General features: G+C 73.9%; 1 pseudogene. It reads right to left on the bottom strand.

The window, feature by feature from the left end:
* Positions 1-268: pseudogene (locus SB771_RS34775) on the bottom strand (hypothetical protein); the annotation flags it as partial.

The following is a 268-nucleotide window of genomic DNA, read 5'->3' as shown; positions in this document are numbered from 1 at the left end:
GGAAGCGGCGCACGCCCTCGGGGTCGTTGGCGGCCGGCGCCCGCGAAGGATCAGCCGCCGCGGCGCACACCGGCTGCCAGGCGCGCGGTGTGGCGCGCGCCGGCGCGGCCAGGTTGCCGCTGGTCGGGCGCATCAGCCCCTTGCAATTGCGCAGAAACAGGGGCCAGATCTGTGCCAGATCGTCATTGGTCCAGCCCGGCATCTCGGCCCAGGTGCCGGCCTTGTACTTGCCGGCCAGGGCGCGCGGCGGCGTATCGGGAAGGGACGA

It is taken from the genome of Burkholderia sp. SIMBA_051 (assembly GCF_046534915.1).
In the GTDB taxonomy this organism is placed as follows: domain Bacteria; phylum Pseudomonadota; class Gammaproteobacteria; order Burkholderiales; family Burkholderiaceae; genus Burkholderia; species Burkholderia ambifaria.
This window is presented reverse-complemented; position numbering and strand designations above follow the sequence as displayed.